We start from the raw sequence: 16,077 nt of genomic DNA, 5'->3' as shown, positions 1-16,077 counted from the left end.
AGAGCCCCGCCCCGAGCAGATCGCTCGGTGCGGGGCTCTGCGCCGTCCTCAGCGGTCCTGGCTGCGACGCAGCACCTGGGTGACCAGAACGCCCGCCGCTGCGGTGATACCGAGGCTCCACAGGATCGGGGGCAGCAGCTGGACGACGGCGCCGCCGATCAGCAGGGCCCGCAGGGCGTCCACGAGCGGGCCCATCGGCTGGTGCTCGGCCACCGGTCGCAGCCAGGAGGGCATCGTCTCCGTGGGGACGAAGGCGCTCGAGAGGTAGGGCAGGAACAGCAGCACGAAGCCGTAGCCGCTGGCGGCCTCGGGGCTGCCGGCGATCATGCCGATGCCGGCGAACAGCGCGGTGATCGCGAGGATCCACAGGGCCACCAGGATGACCACGAGCGCCCAGCGACCGGGCCCGGCGGTGGGTCGGAATCCCAGCGCGAGGGCGACCGCGATCACGATCGCGGTGGCCAGCAGGTTGCGCAGCACGCTCGCGGCCACATGTCCGACCAGGACGGTCCAGGAGCGGATCGGCAGGGTGCGGAACCGCCGCATCGCCCCCAGGTGCAGATCGCGGTTCACGGCGACCGCCACCGAGGAGGCGCCGAAGCCCGCGCAGGTGAGGATCACCCCGGGCACCACGAAGTCGATGTAGCCGTCGTCGAGGATCGCGCCGCCGAAGACGTAGGTGAACAGCAGGAGCATCATCACCGGCAGGGCGACGGCCATCACCAGCCCTTCCCCGTCGCGCAGGCTGTGACGCAGGCTGCGGCCGATGAGGACGGTGCCCGAGCGCAGCGGGCCGGTGCCGCGCACGCGCGGCGCGTCCAGGGCGGTCATGCGGCCACCTCCGGGGTGCCGTGGGCGAGGGCGAGGAAGGCGTCGTCGAGGGTGGGGGAGCGCAGGGCGACGGTCAGGTCCTGATCCGCGGGGCCGAGCTGGGCCAGGGCGCGGGTCAGGGACGCCGCGGTGCCGTCGGTGTCGGCACTGCGGACCTCGGCTCCCGTGGCGTCCTGCAGCACCAGGCGCTGCCCGCCGACGGCGGCGGTGAGCTCCGCGGCGGTGCCGTCGGCGACGATCCGCCCGTCGCGCAGGATCGCGATCCGGTCGGCGAGGGCCTCCGCCTCGTCGAGCGTCTGCGTGGTCAGCAGCACCGTCGTCCCGGCGGCGGCCAGGGCCCGCACATCGTCCCAGACGCGGCGGCGGCTCACCGGGTCCAACCCGGTGGTCGGCTCGTCGAGGAACAGCACGGCGGGGCGCGAGAGCAGCGAGGCCGCCAGGTCCAGGCGCCTGCGCATGCCGCCGGAGTAGGTCGCGACCCGTCGCCGACCGGCCGATGCGAGATCCATCTGCTCGAGCAGGGCATCCGCGCGTCGGCCCGCGTCGCGGCCCAGGCCCAGCAGACGGCCGATCATCACGAGGTTCTCCCGCCCCGTGAGCAGCTCGTCCAGCGTCGTCTCCTGGCCGGTGACCGCGAACAGCCTCCGGGCCCCGGCCGGGTCGCGGAGCACGTCGACCCCGCCGATCCGTGCGCGTCCGCCGTCCGGGCGCACCAGGGTGGTGAGGATCGACACGAGGGTCGTCTTGCCGGCTCCGTTCGCGCCGAGCAGCGCGAGCACGCCGGCCTCGTGGGTGAGGTCCACCCCGCGCAGCACGGGGTGCGCATAGCTCTTGGAGATGTCGTCGATCTCGATGGCGGCGTCCATGGCCGTCCCCCTTCTGTCTGCGTCGCACACGGTATGCGACATACACAGTATGTATCGCACGCAGAAGCCGCGCAACGCCCACTGCGTATGTCGTACGCTGTGCGCATGTCCGAGGAGCAGCACGACGGGGTCTCCCGTCTGGTCGCCATGGCCTGGGGGGTGGCGACCGCGCCGCAGCGCGGGCCCCGCCGGGAGCTCAGCCACGAGCGGATCGTCGAGGCCGCGATCGCGATCGCCGATGCCGAGGGGCTCGCGGCGGTGACCATGCAGCGCGTCGCGAAGACCTTCGGGTTCACCACGATGGCCCTGTACCGCTACGTCTCCTCCAAGGACGATCTGCACCAGCTCATGCTCGACGCCGTGGTCGGGGACGACTGGGCGGTAGAGGACGAGGACTGGCGCACCGGGCTCGAGCAGTGGGCCCGCACCATCGCCGCCGGCTACGCGCGCCATCCCTGGGCGCTGGATCTGCCCCTGTCCTCGGAGACGCTCCTCATGCCGGGCCAGGTCCATGCTGTGGACCAGGGGATGCGGGCCCTGCGCACCCTGACCGCCCCGCCGGAGGCCAAGCTCGGCGTGCTCATGGCGGTCGCGGTGCAGGTGCGGGGCTTCGCCGCGCTGGGGCGCGACGTCTCCGGCGACGGAGGCGCCGTGGCGGAGCCCACGCGGCGCCTGCTGCGCGAGATCGTGGCCCAGGGGCGGTTCCCCGACGCCCGCGCCGTCATCGACTCGGGTCTCTTCTTCGGGGAGGCGGGCCTGGAGGCCGGGGGCGACGACGATCTGGGCGTGGCCCTGCAGCTGCTGATGCCCGGCATCGAGGCCGTCCTCGACAGCTCCTCGACCGGTGCCGACCCGCCCGCGCCGCTCGACGATCCCGCGGCGCGCCTCACCGCCGCACAGGAAGAGCTCGCCGCCGTCACCGCCCTGCGCAAGGCCACCCAGCGCCGTGTCCGCGAGCTCGAGAAGCGTGAGGACCGGGCGCGTCGAGCCCGGGACGAGGCGCGCGCCGCCGCGAAGGCCGCGGCCCGTGCCGCCGCCCGTGCCGACGGGAGCAGTCTCGGATCCTGACCCCGGTATCCGCATGGCGGACACCGACGTATCCTGTGCGCGGACCCAGACCGGCTTCCGCGAGCCGCACCCCACCCGGAGGTAACACCTGTGACGCGTCCCGTCGTTCTCCTCGCCGAGGAGCTCTCGCCCGCCACCCTCGACGTGCTCGGCAGCGGCGTCGACATCCGCCATGTCGACGGCACCGACCGCCCTGCCCTGCTCGCCGCGGTGGCCGAGGCCGACGCCCTCCTGGTGCGCTCGGCGACCTCCGTGGACGCGGAGGTCTTCGCGGCCGCCCGGAACCTCTCCGTCGTCGCCCGCGCGGGCGTGGGCCTCGACAATGTCGACGTGCCCGCCGCCACGGCCAACGGCACCATGGTCATCAACGCCCCGACCTCCAACATCGTCTCCGCGGCGGAGCTCGCGGTGTCGCTGATCCTCGCCTCGCTGCGCAACATCTCGCGCGCGGACGCCTCGGTGAAGTCCGGGAAGTGGGAGCGCAAGCAGCTCACCGGCGTCGAGCTGCTGGGAAAGACCGTCGGCGTGGTCGGCTTCGGCCGTATCGGCCAGCTGGTCGCCGAGCGCCTGCGCCCCTTCGGCGTGCACCTGCTCGCCTACGACCCCTACGTCAACCACACCCGCGCCGCGGAGCTCGGCGCCCGCGTCGTCGAGCTCGACGAGCTCATGCGCGAGGCCGACGTGGTCACCGTCCACATGCCCAAGACCCCGGAGACCACCGGCCTCATCGGGGCGGAGGAGTTCGACCTCGCCAAGCCGAACCTCCACGTCGTCAACGCCGCCCGCGGCGGGCTCATCGACGAGGAGGCCCTCTACCAGGCCCTCGTCGAGAAGAAGATCGCCGGCGCGGCCCTGGACGTGTACACCTCCGAGCCGCCCTCGACCTCGCCGACCGCCGCGAAGCTCCTCGAGCTGGACTCGGTCACCCTCACCCCGCACCTGGGCGCCTCCACCGCCGAGGCGCAGGAGAAGGCCGGCGTGGCCGTCGCCCACTCGGTGCGCCTGGCGCTGGCCGGCGAGCTCGTGCCCGACGCGGTCAACGTCGCCGGCGGCGCGATCGACGACGAGGTCCGCCCCGGCATCGCCCTCGCCGACCGCCTGGGCCAGATCTTCACCGCCCTCGCCGACTCCGGGCCGGAGCTGCTCGAGATCGTCGTGCGCGGAGAGATCGCCTCCCGCGACGTCACCGCGATCAAGCTCTCCGCGCTGCGCGGCGTCTTCCGCAACATCGTCACCGACCAGGTCAGCTACGTGAACGCCCCGGTGCTGGCCGAGGAGCGCGGGATCCGCGTCGACCTCGTCACCGAGGAGGACTCGGACACCTTCCGCAACGTCGTCCAGGTGCGCGGCACCCTGCGCGACGGCGAGGTCGTCTCCGTCTCCGGCACCCTGTCCGGCGTCAGCCAGGTCCACAAGCTCGTCGAGCTCGGCGGGCACGCCCTGGACACCCCGCTGTCGGACCACCTGCTGGTGATCCGCTACGAGGACCGCCCCGGACTGGTGGGCCGCTACGGCGCGCTGCTGGGCGAGAACGATGTGAACATCGCCGGCATGCAGGTCTCCCGCGCGGGGGACTCGGGATCCGAGGCCCTCGTGGTCCTGAACCTGGACGAGGCCGTCCCGCACGAGCTTGCCGAGGCGATCGGTGCCGAGATCGGCGCCGTGTCCTGCCGCGCCGTCGACGTCAGCTACTGAGCACGAGGAGATCCACCCCATGAGCAGCACCGTTCTCGACCTCGCCGTCATCGAGGGCGACGGCATCGGCCACGAGGTCGTCCCCCAGGGCCTGCGGGTCCTCGAGGCCGCCCTCGAGGGATCCGGCATCGAGGTCCGCACCACCGGCTACGACCTGGGCGCGGGCCGCTGGCACCGCACCGGGGAGACCCTCACCGACCAGGACATGGAGGCCCTCGCCCAGCACGACGCGATCGTGCTCGGCGCCGTCGGCGACCCCGACGTCCCCTCCGGCGTCCTGGAGCGCGGCCTCCTGCTGAAGCTCCGCTTCGGCTTCGACCACTTCGTCAACCTCCGCCCGACCCGCCTGGTGCCGGGCGTCTCCTCGCCGCTGGCCGATCCCGGCGAGGTCGACTTCCTCGTCGTCCGCGAGGGCACCGAGGGCCCCTACGTCGGCAACGGCGGCGCCATGCGCGTGGGCACCGACCTCGAGGTCGCCACCGAGGTGTCGCTGAACACCGCCGTCGGCGTCGAGCGCGTGGTCCGCTACGCCTTCGCGCAGGCGGAGCGCCGCCGGAAGAAGCTGACGCTCGTGCACAAGCACAACGTGCTCGTCCACGCCGGCCACCTGTGGCGCCGCATCGTCGAGCGCGTCGGCGCCGAGCACCCGGACGTCGCGGTCGACTACGCGCACGTGGACGCGGCCACCATCTACATGGTCACCGATCCCTCGCGCTTCGACGTGATCGTCACCGACAACCTCTTCGGCGACATCCTCACCGACCTGGCCGCCGCCATCGGCGGAGGCATCGGCCTGGCCGCGAGCGCCAACATCAACCCCACCGGCGACTTCCCGTCGATGTTCGAGCCCGTGCACGGCTCGGCCCCGGACATCGCCGGCCAGGGCCTCGCCGATCCCACCGCGACGGTGCTCTCGGTCGCGCTGCTGCTGGACCACCTCGGCCACGCCGAGGCGGCCGGCCGCGTGCGCGCCGCGGTCGACGCGGACCTCGCCGTCCGCGCGGACCTCGGCGCCCGCTCCACGAGCGAGGTCGGCGACGCCCTCGTCGCGGCCGTACGATCGGCCTGACGCCCCCATCCCGGGGTGCCGGGCCCGTCCCGGCACCCCGCCCCGCCACCCCTACGCCCTCCGAGGAGTCCCGATGACCGCGCTCACCTTCCCGCTGGCCGATGCTGCACGTCGCATCTCGCAGGAGGAGCGCGATGCCGTCCTGGCCGCCCCCGGCTTCGGACAGCACTTCACCGACTTCATGGCCCACGCCCGCTGGAGCATCGACGGAGGCTGGCACGGGGGAGAGCTGATCCCCTTCGGGCCGATCAGCCTCTCGCCCGCCACCGCGGTCCTCCACTACGCCCAGGAGATCTTCGAGGGGATGAAGGCGTTCCGCCACGCCGACGGCTCGGTGTGGACGTTCCGCCCCGAGAAGAACGCCGAGCGCCTGCAGCGCTCCGCCCGCCGCCTGGCGCTGCCGGAGCTGCCCACCGAGGACTTCCTCGCCTCGGTGCGGGAGCTGGTCGCGGCCGACGAGCCGTGGGTGCCGACCGCCGGGGGCGAGGCGGGGGAGGCCTCGCTGTACCTGCGCCCGTTCATGTTCGCCTCCGAGGAGTTCCTCGGCGTGCGCGCCGCCCAGCAGGTCGACTACTACGTCATCGCCTCCCCGGCGGGGAACTACTTCCCCCGCGGGGTGCAGCCGCTGGTCGTGTGGATCACCGACGCCTTCGCCCGCGCCGGCGCCGGGGGCACGGGCGCCGCCAAGTGCGGCGGCAACTACGCCTCCTCCCTGCTGGGCAAGCGCGAGGCCGCCCAGAACGGGGCCGACGAGGTCCTCTTCCTGGACTCCGAGACGCACACCGCCATCGACGAGCTCTCCGGCATGAACGTCTTCGCGCTCACCCGGGACGGCCGGATCGAGACCCCGACCCTGACCGGGTCGATCCTCGAGGGCGTCACCCGGGACTCGCTGCTGCGCCTGGCCGCCGACCGCGGCCTCGAGGTCGTCGAGACGCGGATGGTCGCCGAGGACGTCCTCGCCCGCGTCGCCTCCGGCGAGATCACCGAGATGTTCGCCTGCGGCACCGCGGCCGTGATCACCCCCATCGGCGAGTTCCGCTCCCCGCAGGGCGCGTGGACCGTCGGCGACGGCGGCTCCGGCGAGCTCACCCTCGCGCTGCGCTCGGAGCTGACCGACATCCAGTACGGCCGTGCCGAGGACCGCTACGGCTGGCTGACCCGGCTCGTCTGAGCCGATGGCGTGCGCTCGCCCCGCGCACGCGAGACCGAGACCCCTAGGAGGCCGAGGATGTCCGCCCCGCATCCCGCACCCGTGACCCCGCCCCGGCAGGACCACGCCTTCCACCTGTACGACACCACGCTGCGCGACGGCTCCCAGCAGGAGGGCCTGACGCTGTCGGTCGCCGACAAGCTGGCCGTCGCCCGCCTGCTCGACGAGCTGGGCGTGACCTACATCGAAGGCGGATGGCCCGGCGCCGTCCCCAAGGACACCGAGTTCTTCCGCCGGGCCCAGCACGAGCTGACCCTGCACAGCGCCCGCCTGGCCGCCTTCGGCGCGACGCGCCGCGCCGGGGTCCGCGTGGAGGAGGACGAGCAGGTCCGCGCGCTGGTCGAGGCGAGCACCCCCACCATCACCCTGGTGGCGAAGTCGGACATCCGCCACGTCCACGGCGCCCTGCGCACCACCGGCGAGGAGAACCTCGCCATGGTCCGCGACACCGTCGCCCACCTGGTGGGCCTCGGGCGGGAGGTGTTCGTGGACGCCGAGCACTTCTTCGACGGCTTCCGGGCCGATCCCGAGCACGCCACGGCCGTCGCCCTGGAGGCCTTCGCCGCGGGCGCCGCGGCCGTGGTCCTGTGCGACACCAACGGCGGGATGCTGCCCCATGACGTAGCCGAGATCGTCGCGGAGCTGCGCTCCCGTCTCGAGGCCGCGGGCGCCGGCGAGGGCCGCCTGGGCGTGCACACCCACAACGACTCGGGCTGCGCGGTCGCCAACGCCCTCACCGCGGTGCGCGGCGGGATCACCCACGTGCAGGGATGCGTGAACGGCTACGGGGAGCGCACCGGCAACGCGGACCTCGTGACCATGCTGGCGGACCTCCAGCTGCGGATGGGCGTGGAGCTCGTCCCCGCGGAGTCGCTGGGCGAGGCGACCCGCATCGCCCACGCCATCGGCGAGATCGTCAACATGGCGGCCTCCCCGCGCGCGCCGTACGTCGGCGCCAGCGCCTTCGCCCACAAGGCGGGCCTGCACGCCTCCGCGATCCGGGTGGACCCGGATCTCTACCAGCACATCGACCCGCGCCTGGTCGGCAACGACATGCGCATGATCATCTCCGAGATGGCCGGGCGCGCCTCCATCGAGCTGAAGGGCCGCGAGCTCGGCTTCGACCTCACGGGCGAGAAGGCCCTGCTGGCCCGCCTCGCCGCGCGCGTCAAGCAGCGCGAGGCGGAGGGCTACTCCTACGAGGCGGCCGATGCCTCCTTCGAGCTGCTCCTGCTGGACGAGATGGGCCGCGTGCCGCGCTACTTCGAGGTCGAGTCCTGGCGCACCACCTCCCACCAGCTGCGCGACGGCGGCCTCGAGACGGAGGCGACCGTCAAGCTCGCCCCGTCCCCGACGGCCGGCGACGACGACGCCGCGGGCCGGCGCACCGTCACCATCGCCGAGGGCAACGGACCGGTCAATGCGCTGGACACCGCCCTGCGGGCCGCGCTGCGCTCGCGCTTCCCGCAGGTGGACGACTTCGAGCTGATCGACTTCAAGGTCCGCATCCTCGATGCGCACCACGGCACCGACGCCACCACCCGTGTGCTCGTGCGCACCGCCGGGCTGGGGCTGGAGTTCCAGACGGTCGGCATCGGCCCGAACCTCATCGAGGCCTCCTGGGAGGCCATCACCGACGCCTACACGTACGGATTCCACAAGGCCGGGATCTGAGCGCCGGGCCGCGCCCCTGACCCCGCCTGGTCCGCGACGGTCAGTCGCCGGCCGCCCCCCCTGAATCCGGCGCCTCCGCGACGAACGGTCACCCGGGCTTCCCTCTGCGCCTCGCAGGGGGAAGTCCGGGTGACTGTCCGCGCCGGGGAACCGGCTCGTGGACCGGCGCGGGAGCCGCGAGAGCCGGGGCCGCGGGAGCCCGGGCCGAGCTCAGATCTGCAGCTCGCCCATCGTGTCCCAGCCCTCGCCCTCGACCTGCCGCGAGATGATCCTCGGGGTCTCGCGCAGGTGCGGGCGCATCGCCTCCAGCCCCTTCGCGAAGTGGTCGCTGTTCACGTGCGGTGCGGCGCCCTCGTCGGTGAACGCCTCGACCAGGACGAACTCGAGCGGGTCCTCGAGGCTGCGGGACCATTCGAAGAAGAGGTTGCCCTCCTCCGCCCGCGTCGCCTCGGTGAACTCGCGGACGGCCTCGGGGAACGCCTCGGCGCTCTCGGGCTTGACGGCGTACTTGACGACGATGACGTACATCAGGGCTCCTCCTGGCAGGGATCGGGAATGTGCGGTCCCGACCAGCATTCCAGAAGCCGGTCGGCTACTGTGACGGCCATGACCCATCTCGTGCTCACGGCCATCGGCGACGACCGGGAAGGACTGGTCTCCGCGCTGTCGCGGACCGTCGAGTCCCATGGCGGGAACTGGCTGGACAGCCAGTTCTCCCACCTGGCAGGGAAGTTCGCCGGCATCGTCCTGATCGAGATCCCGGCCTCCGGGGTCCAGGAGCTCACCGCGGCCGCCGCCGCGCTCGAGGGCGAGGTCGGCCTCGCGGTCGAGGTGACGCAGGGCCGGGCCCAATCCCCGGAGGCCGCGGAGGCTCCGGCATCGGCCGCCGATGCGCAGGCCGCCCGGGCGGTGGCCGTGCGCCTGGTGGGCCTGGACCGCCCCGGGCTGGTCCGTCAGATCTCCACGGCGCTGGCCGAGCAGCGGGTGAGCATCGGCAGCTTCCGGTCCTGGACCTCGAGCGCGCCGCAGGGCGGCGGCGTGCTGTTCGAGGCGGAGTCCGTGGTGAGCGTCCCCGCCGGGCTGGAGATCGAGGTCGTGCGTGCCGCGCTCGAGCCGATCGCCGACGAGCTGATGGTCGATCTGGAGCTGGACGAGCAGGCCTGAGACGCCGCCGCGGCGGCCCGCCGTGACCGAACCGTGATGTTCGGTCTTGCCGGCGGACCGCAGGGTGGAAGGAGACCGGGGTCTCGCAGATTCTGAGGGCTCACCTGCCGTTCCTCGGGAGAGCAGAGGCCCCTCATGACCGCAGATCCGCTCGCGCCCCCCGCCCCTACCACCGCTCCGCGCACCGGGAGCCTTCCCACGGGAACGCTCCCCGCCGCACGTCCCCTGCCCGCCGGGGCGGTGCGCGCCCTGGTGCTCGCGACCCTCGGCTTCGGCGTGAGCTGCTGGGCCTGGGCGCTGCTGAGCCCGCTGGGCCCGGTCCTCGTCCAGCGGGGGACCGTGGCCGACGCCTCCCTCGTCGTGGCGATCCCCGTGCTCGTCGGGGCCGTCGGCCGGATCCCGATCGGCGCGCTGACCGACCGCTTCGGCGGGCGGATCATGTTCCCCGCCGTATCCCTCGCCGCCGTCGTCCCGGTGCTGTTCCTGGGCCTGGTCGGCCAGGACTCCCTGGCCGGCCTGCTGCTGGGCGGACTGCTGCTGGGCATCGCCGGCACCATCTTCGCGATCGGCATCCCGTTCGTGAACTCCTGGTTCCCTCCGGAGCGGCGCGGCATGGCCACCGGCATCTACGGGGCGAGCATGGGCGGCACGGCCATCGCCGCCTTCACCACCGTCCCGCTGGTCAGCGCGGCCGGACCGGCCGCCCCGTTCCTCGCCTCCGCCGCGGCGCTGGTCCTGTACGCCGGGGTGGCGGCCGTGCTGATGCGCCCCGCGCCCGGCTGGCGCCCCTCGACCGCGAACCCGCTGCGGCAGACGGCCGGCGCCCTGCGCCTGCCGATCACCTGGCAGACCGGGGCGCTGTACGCCCTGTCCTTCGGCGGGTACGTCGCCTTCACCGTGTTCCTGCCCACCCTGCTGGTGGGCTGGTACGAGCTCTCTCCCGGGGACGCCGCCCTGCGCACCGCCGGGTTCGTGGTGGTCGCCGTGATCCTGCGTCCCTTCGGCGGGGTGCTCGCGGATCGCTTCACCGCCGCCCGGACGCTGCTGGTCTCCTATGCGGCTCTCGCCCTCGCCGCCGGCGTGCTCATGGTGCATCCGCCGCTGGCCCCCTGGGGGACGGCCGCGTTCCTGCTGGCCGCCGGCGGGCTGGGCCTCGGAGCCGGAGCCGTGTTCGCGCTGGTCGCCCGGGTCGCGCCGCCGCAGTCCATCGGCGCGGTGACCGGCGTGGTCGGCGCCGCGGGCGGGCTGGGCGGCTTCGTCCCGCCGCTGCTGATGGCGGCTTCGATGGAGTCCTTCGGCACCTACGGTCCGGCGCTCGCAGCGCTGCTCGCCGCGGCCGTCGGCGCCCTCGCGCTGACCGCCCACGTGGGGCGGCGGGATCGGCCGGCGGCTGCCTGAGACGGTCCGTCCCGGTCAGCGCCCGCCGATCTCGCCGACGCGGGTGACGGCCAGGACGGGCTCTCCCGCCTCGTCGGTCGCCTCGAGGTCCAGCTCCGCCTCGATGGCCCAGTCGTGGTTGCCCTCGGGATCGTCCAGCACCTGGCGGATCCGCCAGACCTTGGACTCCTCGGAGATGTGCAGCAGCTGAGGGGAGCGGGCGGGCCCGTCGATGCCGACCTCGTCGTACTCGTCGTAGTAGGCGTCCATGGCCTCCGCCCAGCGGGCCGTGTCCCAGCCCGAGGCGCCGTCGAGCTCCGCCAGGCGCGCCTCCCGCTCGAAGGCGAAGTGCTCGACCCGCTGCCACATGGCGGCGCGGACCATCGTGCGCAGCACCTTCGTCTGCGCGGACAGGCCGCGCGGCGTGGTGGGCCGCACCTCGGTGGCCGTGTCCGGCCCGAGATCCTCGGGATGGGTGAGGGACTCCCATTCGTCCAGCAGGGAGGAGTCGATGCCGCGCACCAGCACCCCCAGCCATTCGATGACGTCGTCGAGGCCCTCGGTGCGCAGGTCCTGGGGGATCGTGCGGCGCATGGCCCGGTAGGCGTCGGAGAGGTAGCGCAGGACGATGCCCTCGGAGCGCGTCAGCTGGTAGCGCTGGACGAACTCGCTGAAGGTCTGCCCGGTCTCGTAGATCTCCCGGACGATCGACTTGGGGGAGAGGTCGCTCTCGCGCACCCACGGGTTCTTCGCCCGGTAGATCGCCAGGGCCGCCTCGAGGTCCTCCGCCAGCGGCTTGGGCCAGGTGACCTCCTCGAGCAGCTTCATGCGCTCGGTGTACTCGACGCCGTCGGCCTTGAGCTCGGCCACCAGCTCCCCGCGGGCGGCGTTCTGCTGGGCCAGCAGCACCTGCATCGGGTCCTCGAGGATCGCCTCGATGATGGAGACGGTGTCCATCGCCAGGGTCTCGGACTCCTCGTCGAGGGAGTCGATCATGGCGATCGCGAACGGGGCCAGCGGCTGGTTCATGGTGAAGTCCAGCTGCAGGTCGTCCACCAGGCCGATGCGCCGGCCCAGGTGGTCGGGCTCCGCCCGGACCTCGACGATCTCCGCCTCGAGCAGGTTGCGGAAGATCTCCACCGCGTCCTTGACGAGCCTGAGCTTCTGGGTGCGGGTCTGATGGCTGGTCATGATGAGGTGGCGCGCGGCGGCGATCGCGCTGCCGGGACGGGCGATCAGCGCCAGCTCCATCGACACGGTGATCCGCAGATGGGGGCGCAGCGCCTCCGGGGCGTTCTCCACGAGCTTGGTCAGGTTCGCCTCGGACCAGTTCACGGCGCCGTCGGGGATCCGGGGCTTGGGCTCCTTCTTGCGCTTCTTCGCATTGTTGGGGGCCTGGCCCGTCTTCGCCCGGGCGGCGGCCCGGGCCTGCTCCTTGACGAACTCGACCGTCCACGGCGGAGCCTGCACCACCACGTGCCCGACCGTGTCGAATCCGGCGCGGCCCGCACGCCCGGCGATCTGGTGGAACTCGCGGGAGTTCAGCAGGCGCTGGCGGCGGCCGTCGAACTTCGCCAGGCCCGTCAGCAGCACGGTGCGGATCGGCACGTTGATGCCGACGCCCAGGGTGTCGGTGCCGCAGACGATCTTCAGCAGGCCCGACTGGGCCAGGCGCTCCACCAGGCGCCGGTACTTCGGCAGCATCCCGGCGTGGTGGACGCCGATGCCCTGGCGCACCAGGCGCGAGAGCACCGTGCCGAATCCCTTCGAGAAGCGGAAGTCGCCGATCAGCTCACGGACCTTCTCCTTCTCCTCGGCGGTGAGGATCTTGCTGCCCTGCAGCGCCTGGGCGTGCTCGAGCGCGTCCTTCTGGGTGAAGTGGACGACGTAGACGGGCGCGTCGCGGTCCTCGAGGATCTCCTGCAGGGTGTCCTCGAGGGCCACGTCGGACCAGCGGAAGTCCAGCGGCACGGGGCGCGGGGCATCGGCGATCGTGCTCACCGGCCGCCCGGTGCGCTCGGCGAGGTCCTCCTCGAAGAACGACACATCGCCCAGGGTCGCGCTCATGAGCACGAACTGGGTGCGCGGCAGCTCGATCAGCGGCACCTGCCAGGCCCAGCCGCGCTGGGAGTCGCCGTAGAAGTGGAACTCGTCCATCACCACCAGGCCCACATCGCTGGTGGGCCCCTCGCGCAGGGCGTGCTGGGCGAGGATCTCCGCGGTGCACACGATGATCGGGGCCTCATGGTTGACGGCCGCGTCGCCGGTCATCATGCCCACGCTCTGGGCGCCGAACATCGACACGATCTCGAAGAACTTCTCGCTGACCAGCGCCTTGATCGGCGCGGTGTAGTACGCGCGCTGCCCGCGGGACAGCGCCGCGAACAGCGCGGCATAGGCGATCGTGGTCTTGCCGGAACCGGTGGGCGTCGCGGCGATCACGTGGTCGCCGGCGGCGATCGCCAGCAGCGCCTCCTCCTGATGGGGGTACAGGCTGCGCCCCAGCTCCGCCTGCGCCGCGATGAACGCGTCGATGATCGCGTCCGGGGACTGATCGGCATCGGGCTCGGGCAGGAAGGGGGAGAGGGCAGGCATGGGGTCCAGTCTGCCAGGGGGCGGCGACGCCCGCGGACGCTCAGCGGTCCGCCGGTCCCGCCGCCCGGGCTGGCCGCCGGCGGCTCATCCGTGCGGCGGGCGCTCCCCGCGCAGCCAGCGGCGGTGGCCGTCGATCGCCGCCCGGGCGGGCCGGGCCGGCTGCAGGAGGTCCGGCCCGTGGTCGGAGGTCGACTCGCCGCGGCTCATCGCGAAGCGCGCGTTCGTGATCGCCGGGCGCAGCCGGCGGCCGTCGTGGAGGACCACCACGGTTCCTCCGCGGTTCATGAGCGAGCGGTCCACCTCGATCACCGTGATCTCCTCCCAGGGGATGCGCCGCCCGCCCAGATACCGGCGGTCGACGATCCCGTCGGCGCGCACCTCGAAGGCCGGGCGCAGCAGGAGGGTGATGGCGACCCCGGTGAGACCCCAGCCGAGCAGGACGACGAGCGCGAGCAGCACGTGAGGCCGCTCCGGGACCAGCAGCGCCAGCAGGAGGGAAGCGATCATCGTCAGGGCGTGCCCGACGAGGACGAGCGTCACGAGGACGCGGACGAGCACGCCGGGGGCGGCGCGGTACAGCACCTCGGTCGCGCGGATCTCGGGCATGGGTACTCCTCCCCATCGTGCGGAGCGCAGGTCGACTCTAGGATCAGACGCAGCGCCGCGGGTGCGTCCGTCACGAGAAGGGGTCCGACATGAGCTTCCTGGGAGCCGATACCGATCAGCTGCGTGAACTCGCCGGGTCGACGAAGAACGGCGCCGGTCGCATCGAGGACCTGGTCGCCTCGCTCGACGGCACCGTGCACGGCGTCACCTGGGTGGGTCCCGACGCCGACGCCTTCCGCGAGCGGTGGAACGGGATGGTCCTGGCCCTCGTCCGCGATGCCGTGGAGCGGCTCGCCGAGCGCAGCCGGGTGCTCGAGGGGAACGCCGAGGACCAGGACTCCACCAGCGACGGCGACGGCGGCAGCGGCGGCACCCCCGGCGACGGGGAGGGCTCGATCTGGGACGCCATCCAGCAGTGGCTGGAGGACTACGAGCCGAAGGAGAGCGACGGGTTCTTCGGCGATCTTCTCGGCGGGCCGGAATCGGGGCTGCTGGGCAACCTGGCCTGGAACACGGCGTCGGCCGGGATGGACCTGTTCGGGATCTTCGGCGGCACCCCCGCCACCATCGCGGGGCTCCCGATGGACGTCGCGAGCATGGGCATCGGCCTGTACGACGCGATGCAGAGCTTCCAGGACGGCGAGCTGTACGGCACCGCCGACGGACTCATCACCTACGGCATCAACGCGGCGGACACCACGTTCGGGGTCCTCAGCCTGGTCCCGTTCCCGCCGGTCATGGCCGCCGGGGAGATCGGCGGCACCGTCACCGGGACCCTGGACACCCTGTGGTCGGGGGCGACCGCGCTCGCGCAGCTCGACGCGATCAACGGCGGGGACAGCGGCGGCTCCACGAGCCGCTTCCTGCTCGACGCGGTCGGCGTGCCGACCGATGTGCTCAACGGTGCGGAGGGCCTCTTCGCCGACGGCAGCGCGTGGATCCGGGACCAGGTCCCGGTCATCGATCCGATCATCGACAGCTCGCAGACCCTCGTCGAGAACATCATCCCGGACGACGCGCAGGGCGCCATCGAGAGCTGGGCGGAAGGCGCCAACGACTGGATCGACGACAAGCTGCCCTGGTGAGGCTCAGCCCTGCGGGGCGATGGTGAACAGGGACAGGGCGAGCTCCTCCAGCTGGTCCGCCGAGGCCGCGACGGCCTCGAGCAGCTCGCCGTCCTCCGCCTCCTGCACCACGACCACGCCGCCGGGCCCCGATGCCACCAGCACCGACGGCGAGAGGCGATCCCGGCGGTCGGTCACCCGCACGCGGGTGCGGTGCTCGGCCCCGCGCAGCAGCGGGCCGATCCCGTCCGATGCCTCGAGCTGCTCGTAGCTGCCGGTGACGACGTCGGTGACGGGGGAGCCCGCGGCATGGCCGCCCGGATCGATCCGATGGCGCAGCACGTCCGCCGCATGCGCGGTGTCGCTCATGGAGAAGTGGTGTATCCCGTCGGGGGAGACGAGCTCCTGCAGCACGGTGCCGTCGTGATCGACGAACATGCTGGCGATCGACACCCGCTCCACCGTCGGGCCGTCGGCACGGATCTGCAGCGGCACCAGCATGCGCCGGGCCACGATGCCGGTGAGCAGGATGTTCGGGGTCCATGCCTCGGGGTCCCCGACGGGCTCGCGCCGCTCGAGGGCCGCCACCGCGGACTCGGGGGCGAACAGCCCGCGCGCGACCAGCGAGCGGGCCGCCGAGAGCCGTGCCTCGTCCCGGGAGAAGCCCTCCGCCCGGGCCTCGCGGGCGGTGACCCACGGCAGGTCGAAGCCCATGCCGTCGCCGGTCAGCGCGAGGATCTCCTCATCGGTGATCGAGGTGAGGACCTGCGGATCCCCCGCGGCGTGCGGGGCGAGGGCGGCCGCGGCCGCGGTCTGGCGGGTGGGGGCATCGGTGTTCACGGGACCTCCGAGGTG

General features: G+C 72.9%; 14 protein-coding genes. 8 read left to right on the top strand and 6 right to left on the bottom strand.

The annotated features are described in order from the left end of the window. Positions 1–48: 48 nt before the first annotated feature. Complete coding sequence (locus ABD234_RS02660; protein WP_344353855.1) at positions 49–831, bottom strand: ABC transporter permease; 783 nt, start codon at positions 829–831, stop codon at positions 49–51. After that, positions 828–1,697 (bottom strand): ABC transporter ATP-binding protein, encoded by an 870-nt coding sequence (locus ABD234_RS02655; RefSeq protein WP_038369992.1) that lies wholly within the window; start codon positions 1,695–1,697, stop codon positions 828–830. Before ABD234_RS02655 ends, ABD234_RS02660 begins: the two co-directional genes overlap by 4 nt. A 105-nt stretch (positions 1,698–1,802) precedes the next feature. Between ABD234_RS02655 and ABD234_RS02650 the strand changes: the two genes are divergently transcribed. The 5 genes from ABD234_RS02650 to cimA all read left to right on the top strand — a co-directional run bounded on the left by ABD234_RS02650 (position 1,803) and on the right by cimA (position 8,416). Then, the gene (locus ABD234_RS02650; protein ID WP_344353850.1) at positions 1,803–2,765 is read left to right on the top strand and encodes a TetR/AcrR family transcriptional regulator; all 963 of its coding nucleotides are present in this window, start codon (positions 1,803–1,805) and stop codon (positions 2,763–2,765) included. Positions 2,766–2,855: 90 nt separating this feature from the next. Beyond that, the gene (serA, locus tag ABD234_RS02645) at positions 2,856–4,460 is read left to right on the top strand and encodes a phosphoglycerate dehydrogenase (protein ID WP_038369993.1); all 1,605 of its coding nucleotides are present in this window, start codon (positions 2,856–2,858) and stop codon (positions 4,458–4,460) included. A 19-nt stretch (positions 4,461–4,479) separates the two neighbouring features. Beyond that, positions 4,480–5,529 (top strand): 3-isopropylmalate dehydrogenase, encoded by a 1,050-nt coding sequence (locus ABD234_RS02640; RefSeq protein WP_344353845.1) that lies wholly within the window; start codon positions 4,480–4,482, stop codon positions 5,527–5,529. Between the two features lie 73 nt (positions 5,530–5,602). Further along, entirely contained in the window at positions 5,603–6,703 is a 1,101-nt protein-coding gene (locus ABD234_RS02635) for a branched-chain amino acid aminotransferase (RefSeq protein WP_038369995.1), read from the top strand. A gap of 57 nt (positions 6,704–6,760) precedes the next feature. Further along, entirely contained in the window at positions 6,761–8,416 is a 1,656-nt protein-coding gene (gene cimA / locus ABD234_RS02630) for a citramalate synthase (protein ID WP_344353842.1), read from the top strand. 210 nt (positions 8,417–8,626) lie between these two features. Here cimA and ABD234_RS02625 read toward each other — a convergent pair whose 3' ends face one another. Further along, positions 8,627–8,944 (bottom strand): putative quinol monooxygenase, encoded by a 318-nt coding sequence (locus tag ABD234_RS02625; RefSeq protein WP_038369996.1) that lies wholly within the window; start codon positions 8,942–8,944, stop codon positions 8,627–8,629. A 78-nt stretch (positions 8,945–9,022) separates the two neighbouring features. On the opposite strand from ABD234_RS02625, the gene ABD234_RS02620 reads away from it, so the two are divergent. Both ABD234_RS02620 and ABD234_RS02615 read left to right on the top strand, forming a co-directional pair. After that, positions 9,023–9,580 carry a glycine cleavage system transcriptional repressor gene (locus ABD234_RS02620; RefSeq protein WP_038369997.1) on the top strand — a complete coding sequence of 186 codons (558 nt, stop codon included), beginning with the start codon at positions 9,023–9,025 and terminating at the stop codon, positions 9,578–9,580. A gap of 135 nt (positions 9,581–9,715) precedes the next feature. After that, complete coding sequence (locus ABD234_RS02615; protein WP_344353837.1) at positions 9,716–10,978, top strand: MFS transporter; 1,263 nt, start codon at positions 9,716–9,718, stop codon at positions 10,976–10,978. Between the two features lie 15 nt (positions 10,979–10,993). On the opposite strand, the gene ABD234_RS02610 is transcribed toward ABD234_RS02615, so the two are convergent. Next, positions 10,994–13,552 carry a DEAD/DEAH box helicase gene (locus ABD234_RS02610; RefSeq protein ID WP_344353834.1) on the bottom strand — a complete coding sequence of 853 codons (2,559 nt, stop codon included), beginning with the start codon at positions 13,550–13,552 and terminating at the stop codon, positions 10,994–10,996. An 84-nt stretch (positions 13,553–13,636) separates the two neighbouring features. After that, a complete protein-coding gene (locus tag ABD234_RS02605; RefSeq protein ID WP_038369998.1) occupies positions 13,637–14,158 on the bottom strand; it encodes a hypothetical protein in 522 nt (173 codons plus the stop codon). Between the two features lie 89 nt (positions 14,159–14,247). On the opposite strand from ABD234_RS02605, the gene ABD234_RS02600 reads away from it, so the two are divergent. Further along, entirely contained in the window at positions 14,248–15,243 is a 996-nt protein-coding gene (locus tag ABD234_RS02600) for a WXG100 family type VII secretion target (protein WP_038369999.1), read from the top strand. 3 nt (positions 15,244–15,246) lie between these two features. Here the strand turns inward: ABD234_RS02600 and ABD234_RS02595 are convergent, their stop codons facing one another. Further along, positions 15,247–16,062 carry a hypothetical protein gene (locus ABD234_RS02595; protein ID WP_038370000.1) on the bottom strand — a complete coding sequence of 272 codons (816 nt, stop codon included), beginning with the start codon at positions 16,060–16,062 and terminating at the stop codon, positions 15,247–15,249. Positions 16,063–16,077: the final 15 nt, after the last annotated feature.

This window comes from Brachybacterium phenoliresistens (genome assembly GCF_039530785.1).
Lineage (GTDB): Bacteria > Actinomycetota > Actinomycetes > Actinomycetales > Dermabacteraceae > Brachybacterium > Brachybacterium phenoliresistens.
The sequence above is the reverse complement of the archived record's forward strand: the minus strand, read 5'-3'. Positions and strand labels throughout refer to the sequence as shown.